At 52.1% G+C, this 7,538-nt stretch carries 8 protein-coding genes and 1 pseudogene; 8 read left to right on the top strand and 1 reads right to left on the bottom strand.

Features of this window, described 5'->3' with window-relative positions; all coding sequences use genetic code 11:
• Positions 1–292 precede the first annotated feature (292 nt).
• Positions 293–1,789: a nucleoside triphosphate pyrophosphohydrolase gene (mazG, locus tag AWJ19_RS30760; protein ID WP_068729248.1), complete on the top strand. Its 1,497-nt coding sequence runs from the start codon at positions 293–295 to the stop codon at positions 1,787–1,789.
• A 132-nt stretch (positions 1,790–1,921) separates the two neighbouring features.
• Here mazG and AWJ19_RS35475 read toward each other — a convergent pair whose 3' ends face one another.
• Positions 1,922–2,065: a hypothetical protein gene (locus tag AWJ19_RS35475; RefSeq protein WP_157890119.1), complete on the bottom strand. Its 144-nt coding sequence runs from the start codon at positions 2,063–2,065 to the stop codon at positions 1,922–1,924.
• A 34-nt stretch (positions 2,066–2,099) separates the two neighbouring features.
• Here AWJ19_RS35475 and AWJ19_RS30755 point away from each other — a divergent pair, with 34 nt between their 5' ends.
• The 7 genes and pseudogenes from AWJ19_RS30755 to spoIIE all read left to right on the top strand — a co-directional run bounded on the left by AWJ19_RS30755 (position 2,100) and on the right by spoIIE (position 7,537).
• Positions 2,100–2,372 carry an HU family DNA-binding protein gene (locus AWJ19_RS30755; RefSeq protein WP_039868883.1) on the top strand — a complete coding sequence of 91 codons (273 nt, stop codon included), beginning with the start codon at positions 2,100–2,102 and terminating at the stop codon, positions 2,370–2,372.
• Positions 2,372–2,650 carry an RNA-binding S4 domain-containing protein gene (locus AWJ19_RS30750; RefSeq protein ID WP_042171862.1) on the top strand — a complete coding sequence of 93 codons (279 nt, stop codon included), beginning with the start codon at positions 2,372–2,374 and terminating at the stop codon, positions 2,648–2,650. The genes AWJ19_RS30755 and AWJ19_RS30750 overlap by 1 nt, the downstream gene beginning before the upstream one ends.
• Before the next feature lie 134 nt (positions 2,651–2,784).
• Complete coding sequence (yabP, locus tag AWJ19_RS30745; RefSeq protein ID WP_068729246.1) at positions 2,785–3,069, top strand: sporulation protein YabP; 285 nt, start codon at positions 2,785–2,787, stop codon at positions 3,067–3,069.
• Complete coding sequence (gene yabQ, locus AWJ19_RS30740; protein ID WP_068729245.1) at positions 3,066–3,629, top strand: spore cortex biosynthesis protein YabQ; 564 nt, start codon at positions 3,066–3,068, stop codon at positions 3,627–3,629. The genes yabP and yabQ overlap by 4 nt, the downstream gene beginning before the upstream one ends.
• 22 nt (positions 3,630–3,651) lie before the next feature.
• Entirely contained in the window at positions 3,652–3,987 is a 336-nt protein-coding gene (locus AWJ19_RS30735; protein ID WP_068729243.1) for a septum formation initiator family protein, read from the top strand.
• Positions 3,988–4,111: 124 nt separating this feature from the next.
• On the top strand, positions 4,112–4,612 hold the full coding sequence (locus tag AWJ19_RS30730) for a S1 domain-containing RNA-binding protein (protein WP_068729242.1): 501 nt from the start codon (positions 4,112–4,114) through the stop codon (positions 4,610–4,612).
• Positions 4,613–5,028: 416 nt separating this feature from the next.
• A pseudogene (gene spoIIE / locus AWJ19_RS30720) lies at positions 5,029–7,537 on the top strand (stage II sporulation protein E).
• The last annotated feature ends 1 nt before the right edge of the window (position 7,538 follow it).

Raw genomic sequence — 7,538 nt, 5'->3', positions numbered from 1 at the left:
GCCTGGCGCAGACGCTGCTGGGCGTGCTGGCGGGCTGCGCGGTCTTTGGGCTGGGCGCTGTCAGGCTGCGGCTGCTGCAGCGAGAGCGAGCTGCGCCAGCTGCCGGGCTTCGGCCCGAAGCTTGCGGACAAGCTGAAGAGGCTGCGCCTGTTCCCTTAGAGGGCGGTCAGCCGAACGGACAGCGGGCATAATCCTTACCCTTTTCATTCGAACCAATATAATCATGATGGCATGTTAGGCCTTGCCCCCGGTTTAACAAATATTGCGGCAGGCCAAGGAGGAGTGGAACGGAATGAGTGCAAGATTAACAGTAGTCGGCCTGGGATCAGGCAATCCGGACCGGCTGACGCTAGGTATTATCAAAAAACTGAAGGCGGCAGCAATTGTCTACGTTAGAACAGCCGAGCATCCGGTGATGGCGGCTCTGAAGGAGCTTGAGATTGCCTCACAGTCCTTTGACGCGCTGTATGAGTCACTGGACTCTTTCCCGGAGGTCTACGAAGCCATTACCTCGAGGTTAATAGAAGAAGCGCTTGCCGCACCTGACGGGACCGAAATTGTCTATGCGGTTCCGGGCCATCCGATGGTGGCGGAGTCGGCAGTTTCCCAGCTGCGCCGGCGCTGCCCTGAAGCAGGGATCACGCTCGAGATTCTCGGCGGCGAGAGCTTTCTGGATGAAGCTTTTGTGCGGCTCGGCTTTGATCCGATCGAAGGCTTTCAGCTGCTGGATGCTTCCGGCATCCGCAGCTCGCAGCTCCAGCCTGAGCTGCATACGCTGATTGGACAGGTCTATGACAGCTTTACGGCCTCCGAGACCAAGCTGTGCCTGATGGAGCTGTACCCGGCGGAATATGAAGTGATTGTAGGACATGCCCTTGGAGTAGAGCAGGAGGAGCAGATTCTCCGTGTACCGCTATATGAGCTGGACCGGATTGATGGTTACGGCAATCTGTCTCTGGTCTATGTCCCTGCGAACCGTGCGGAGCACGCGCGCCGGCGCACCTTTGCCCGGCTCCATGAAATTGTCGATACCCTGAGAAGCCCGGAGGGCTGTCCGTGGGACCGTGAGCAGACACACGAATCACTGCGCAAAAATCTGATCGAGGAAACCTATGAGGTGCTGGAAACGATCGACGAGGATGATCCGGACCACATGAAGGAGGAGCTGGGCGATCTGCTGCTGCAGATTATGCTCCATTCGCAGATTGAAGAGGAGCTGGGCACCTTCAGCGTCTATGATGTTATTGAGGGTCTGAATGACAAGCTGATATTCCGCCACCCGCATGTGTTTGGCGATATGAGTGCTGCTGATGCGGACGAAGCCCTAAAGAATTGGGACGGGATGAAGGCGGAGGAAAAGCGGCTGAAGGGTGTGAAGCCCGAGTCGGAGTCGGCACTGAGCGGAGTCCCGCGTGATCTGCCTGCACTCATGAAAGCCTACAAGCTGCAGAAGAAGGCCGCCAAGGTCGGCTTTGACTGGGATAACATAACGGATGTTCTAGCCAAAATTCGCGAGGAGGTCGATGAGCTGCAGGAGGCCATTGAGAGCGGCGCAGCGGCGGAGGATCAGATGCTGGAGCTGGGGGATTTGCTGTTCGCAGCAACTAATGCCGCCCGCTTCATCGGTGCAGATCCGGAGGAGGCACTGACCCGCACCAACCGTAAATTTGTATCGCGGTTTGCTTATATCGAGCAGCAGCTGCAGGACCGGGGCACAGGTGTGAAGGAGAGCAGTCTGGAGACGATGGAGCAGTTATGGCAGGAAGCCAAGGTGCAGGAGCGGAAGTAACCGTGTAAGGTAGGTCTGAATCAGTAAATGAACCATTTTCCATTAAATGTTACTGTGGCCGTATAGCTGCGGCAGGAAGCGGCAATGCTGGGAATAAGGCTTTATTTTCTGGTTTCAAATGCCGTATGAGGTTTATAATGTAGTAGTGCCTGGAGCCAAAGAAGGCGTTTTTTCAAAAAAACGACGTTTTGCGGCAGGATTTCCGGGCGGCATCAAGAATATCATAAAGACGAAATGACGATCGGCGGCATATTTTGGCAGCTTATCGCGTTTCATTTATTTTTTTGTATCCTAGGAGGAACTTCAAATTATGAACAAGACAGATCTGGTAAACAACATTTCCGAAAAAAGCGGATTGGCCAAAAAAGATGTAGAAGCCGTATTAAACGGAGTACTTAGCGAAATTACCGATGCTTTGTCCAAGGGCGATAAAGTACAGCTGATCGGCTTCGGTACTTTTGAAACCCGCAAACGTTCCGGCCGTACCGGCCGCAACCCGCAATCGGGCACACCTATTGAAATCCCTGAATCGACTGTACCGGCCTTCAAGGCTGGCAACAAGCTCAAAGAAGCCGTTAACTAATGCGTCTGGACAAGTATCTGAAAGTGTCCCGGCTAATCAAGCGCCGCACAGTGGCCAAGGATGTGTCCGAACAGGGCCGGGTGCTGATTAACGGTAAGGAATCAAAGCCCAGCAGCACCGTAAAGATCGGCGACGAGATTACAGTGCAGTTCGGCCAGAAGCTTGTAACCGTCAAAGTGGAAAAGCTGGTTGAAACCACCCGCAAGGATGAGGCGGCCGGCATGTACACCCTGCTCCGCGAGGAGCCTGTTGCCAAAAGCAGCGGTCTTGACTGGTAGAGGCAGACAGCTATAACCACAAGCACAGCTTACGTTATGTAGAGCTGTGCTTTTTTATATTTTCCGGAGATTCAGCCAGTTCTATTACCCCACCGATCACCATAGATTAGAATCAAGAAGGAGGGGTACATGCTATGATCGAGCCAGTCAAAGTAGGTAAGCAGCATGATCTGCACATGCGCAGCCGCAAGCAGCTGGAGCTGACAGGTGTGCAGAATGTAGAAAGCTTCGACAGCGAGGAGTTCCTGCTCCGTACGGAGCTTGGCCATCTCACTATCCGCGGCAGCCATTTACATATCAAGAACCTTAGCCTGGAGAACGGTATTCTGTCGCTGGAAGGCAATGTCCATTCCCTGATTTATCTCGATCCCGGAACACAGGGGAAAAATAAGGGCATATTGGGCAAGCTGTTTAAATGAATCCGGCAGTTCAGTGGATGACCCTGATCTATATGATACTGGCAGGTACAGCTATGGGATTGACCTATGACAGCTACCGGGTGCTGTCGCTGAAGCTGAGCTTTCCCAAATGGCTGAATGCACTGCTGGACCTGCTGTATTGGATATGGGCTGCGCTGCTGGTGTTCCGCATGCTGTATGCCGGAAATCAGGGGCAATTGAGGTTTTATGTCTTTTTGGGGCTCTTTCTAGGCGTATGGATCTATTTTTTGATCTTCAGTGTTACGGTGCGGCGATTTGTGGTAATGTTAATTCAGTCGGTCCAGTATACGTGCAGACTGCTATGGAGAACCCTGGAAATCTTAATAGGTGTACCGCTGCGCTGGCTTTGGAGGCTTTGTAGAGGAATGCTGCTGCTGCTCGGCCGTATCCTGTTATTTATTCTGAAGCTGCTCTTGCGTCTAACGAAGCCGATCTGGGTATTACCAGTAAGATGGATCTCTCCATATGTGTCCAGGATCTATCAGTCTGCCTGGTTTAAGAGATCTATTGAATGGATAACCGCATGGCGGAAACGCTGACCTTACAATGGGGGTACGACGCATGAACAGATTTACTGCGGAAGAGAAGGGAACAGCAAGCAAGGCTTTGGCCGCAGGTGCGAAGAGAAGAAAGTTCATATGGCTTGCGGTAATGACTGTATTTTTCAGCTGGTCCGGTTACATTTTCTTTGCCCAGAGCGCTTCAATAGCGGACAAGAGTGAGGTGCTTGCCAAAAAGCAGGCAACGAATGAAAGTGTAACGGCCTCGCTTAATCAGCTGAAATACGACGTATCGAGGCTTAATGATGATGAATATATCGGCCAGCTGGCACGGAAATGGTACAATATGTATCTTCCGGGCGAACTGCCAATCCGTACAGAGCAATCAGGGGAATAAAGCAGGCCAAATCAGGCTTTCGCTGTGTTGCCTTGATTTGCTCTTTACTGTATAATCAAATCACCGCAGACTGGATGAAGTGTATATTCGTCTGTATATTTTTAAGGGAGGATCATTTTATTCTATGGCAATTGAAGTGGGCACCAAGTTAGAGGGCAAGGTGACAGGCATCACGCATTTCGGAGCATTTGTGGATCTGTCAGGAGGTGTCACAGGTCTCGTTCACATTTCGGAAATCGCCGATAACTACGTCAAGGATGTTAACGATCATTTAAAGATTGGTGATGTAGTAACCGTCAAGGTGATCAATGTTGACAAGGACGGCAAGATCGGACTTTCCATCAAGCAGGCTGTTGATAAGCCGGCATCAGAAGTACGTCCCCCAAGAGCTCCCAGACCTGAACGTCCAAGCGGTGGAGACCGTTTTGGCGGAGGCAGCGGCGGCGGTGGAGGCGGCGGTGGTTACAATCGTGAACGGGGTGGGCGTCCATTCAAGCCTGCAGCCGGTAAACCTTCATTCGAGGATAAAATGTCACGCTTCCTGAAAGATAGCGAAGAGCGGATGTCTTCGATCAAGAAGAACACAGAAGGAAAACGCGGCGGCCGTGGAGCCAAACGCGTGTAATAAGGTACTGGTACAGCATAATAACCGCAGGGGCATAATGCCGCTGCGGTTTTTTGTTATGTATTTGGGTCCCCGCAAAGGGTCTGGGCCGGCTTCCATGTTCAGATCCTGTTATGTGGGATTTTTTTTGTCGTTGCCGCATAAATTGCCGACAGCATCCTTGCCGATTTCACATATCTCCGGGGCAATCGCTGACGAATATACGCTGTCAGGTTTTATGCTGCCGTCCGTCCGGACAGCTTAAAGACGTGTCAATCCTGTGACCCGTAAGGGTTGGATGGGATTTTCCAGATAATGTCGGAGCTGGCTTTTTTGTCGGAAATTTCTCAGGAACTGCTCTCTGTTTCTGACAAACTTTCATAGAATCGTGCGCTTATAATGAGAACCATAAATTCTCAAACGGGTGGTGCGAAGGAATGAACAAAAGCAATGTGGTGAATCTGCCGGAGTGGACCAGAGCCGGGAGCAAGGACAAGGAGCAGAAGGAAGAGGCATGGGGCACGCGTGTGAAGAACTGGATGCTTAAACAGCCGCTTCTCCAGCTGATATCGGTGAAGAAATGGACACTGCTGCTGAGTCTTATGGGCTTTCTGTTAGGACGGGCCATGATATTGGACGAGCTGTCACCCTTTGCTGCCGCTTACTTTGCTGTCATTATGTTTATGAGAAAAGATTCCGTGCTGCCGGTGGCGGCAGCGGTTATTCTTGGAAGCCTGTTCACACCATTTCCCGGTGCGATTGTTGTAGCGTCAGAGCTGATTATCTTTTTCCTGATTTATAAAGGTCTGGAGAACTTCCAGCGGGTAGATCTTTCCTATGCACCGTTAATGGTATTTGTATCATCGTTTATGGTTGGCCTGTTCCGGATTGTGATCGGACCGTCGATTGCCTGGTACCCGCTGATGATGTGTGCGGTCGACGCCCTGCTGGGATTTGTATTGACTCTGGTATTTTTGCAGGCGCTTCCGTTGTTTACCTTCAAAATGAAGAGCAGGGCGCTGCGCAGCGACGAGATTCTATGCCTGATCATTCTGCTTGCGTCGGTCATGACTGGCCTTGTGGGCTGGACGGTAAGCGGGCTGTCCCTTGAACATATCTTGTCCAGATACCTGATTCTGATCTTTGCGCTGGCCGGAGGAGCCCCGCTTGGGGCCGCGGTCGGTGTGGTAACCGGTCTGATTCTTAGTCTTGCCAATGTTGGTGCCATTTATCAGATGAGCCTGCTTGCTTTTTCAGGCATGCTGTCCGGTATGATGCAGTCGGGACGCAAAGGTGCCGTATCCATGGGGATGCTGCTCGGTTCAACCATTCTATCCGTCTATTTCCTCGGTCCCGGTGATGTCATGGCCTCCACCTGGGAAACCTGCGCTGCTGTAGTGATGTTTCTTCTAACACCGAAAGGAATTATTACTGCTATTGCCAAGTACGTCCCCGGTACAGCCGATCACAGCCGTTCCCAGCATGAATATGCACGTAGAGTCCGGGATATTACAGCTGAACGGGTGACTCAGTTTTCTCAGGTGTTTCAGCAGCTGTCAAGCAGCTTCGGCCAGATTCCCCGTGCTGCCGAGGCAGGCAAAAGCGACCGCGAGATGGAAAACTTCATGAGTACCGTTACAGAGGGAGCCTGCGCCGGCTGCATCCGGCGGACGCACTGCTGGGATGCCAAATTCTATCAGACCTATAGATACATGACAGATATGATGACTACCGTAGAAGAATGCCCGGATATTACGGCGGCCCAGCTTCCCCCTGAATGGAACCGGATCTGCGGGAAGACGGCTGACGTCCTGGAAGTGATGAAAGGACAATATGAGCTTTACCAGCATGATATGCGCTGGAAGCGGCAAATATACGACAGCCGGCAATTTGTGGCCGAGCAGCTGTCCGGTGTCTCCCAGGTTATGGAGATCTGGCCAGGGAAATCAAACGGGAAGGACAGGCCATGTACCGACAGGAGGGCCAGATCCGTGAGGCGCTGGAGAAGCTGGGGCTGTCCATCCACAGTATTGAGATTCTAAGTCTGGACCCTGGACGGGTTGAAATAGAAATTGTCCATGCGTATACAAGGGGATTCGATGAATGCCGCAAAATGATTGCGCCGCTGCTCTCTGACATTCTTGAGGAGAATATTGCCGTAGTCAGCGAGACGGCCGTCCATCCGCGCGAGGGCTTGTCTATGGTTACCTTTGGTTCGGCCAAGGCATATGAAGTCAGCACAGGTGTAGCAGGTGCGGCAAAGGGCGGCGATATCCTGTCCGGCGACAGCTTCAGCACGGTTGAGCTGGGTAATGGAACCTTTGCCGTATCTGTCAGTGACGGCATGGGCAACGGAGAACGGGCGCGTATGGAGAGCAGCGCTGCACTGTCGATGCTTGAGAAGCTGCTGCAGTCAGGAATGGATGAGAAGCTGGCCGTCAAATCCGTCAATTCCATTCTGCTCCTCCGTTCACCGGATGAGTTCTATGCCACGGTGGATATGGCGCTGATTGACCAGTATTCTGCGCAGACTACCTTTATGAAGATTGCATCTGCGCCAAGCTTTATCCGGCGGGCAGTGAGGTCATTCCGATTACCTCAAGCAACCTGCCCATTGGAATCATCAAGGATATCGAGGTTGATCTCATCAGCATGCAGCTGCGTCCGGGGGATATTCTCATTATGATGACAGACGGTATTTACGATGCGCCCGGATATGCCGTTAATAAAGAGATATGGATGAAGCGGCTGATCCAGGAGCTTGAAGGCGATGATCCGCAGGATATGGCCGACGAGCTGCTGGAGAAGGTGATCCGCTATCAGGGGAATGAGATTCATGATGATATGACCATTGTCATCAGCCGTCTGGATCATTATCATCCGCAGTGGTCCAGTCTGCACCTGCCCGGAATCGGCCGGATGGAGCGTCCGCGTACGGTAAGCTGAT

The organism is Paenibacillus sp. DMB5, from assembly GCF_001517085.1.
Classification (GTDB): Bacteria; Bacillota; Bacilli; order Paenibacillales; family Paenibacillaceae; genus Paenibacillus_AQ.
The sequence above is the reverse complement of the archived record's forward strand: the minus strand, read 5'-3'. Positions and strand labels throughout refer to the sequence as shown.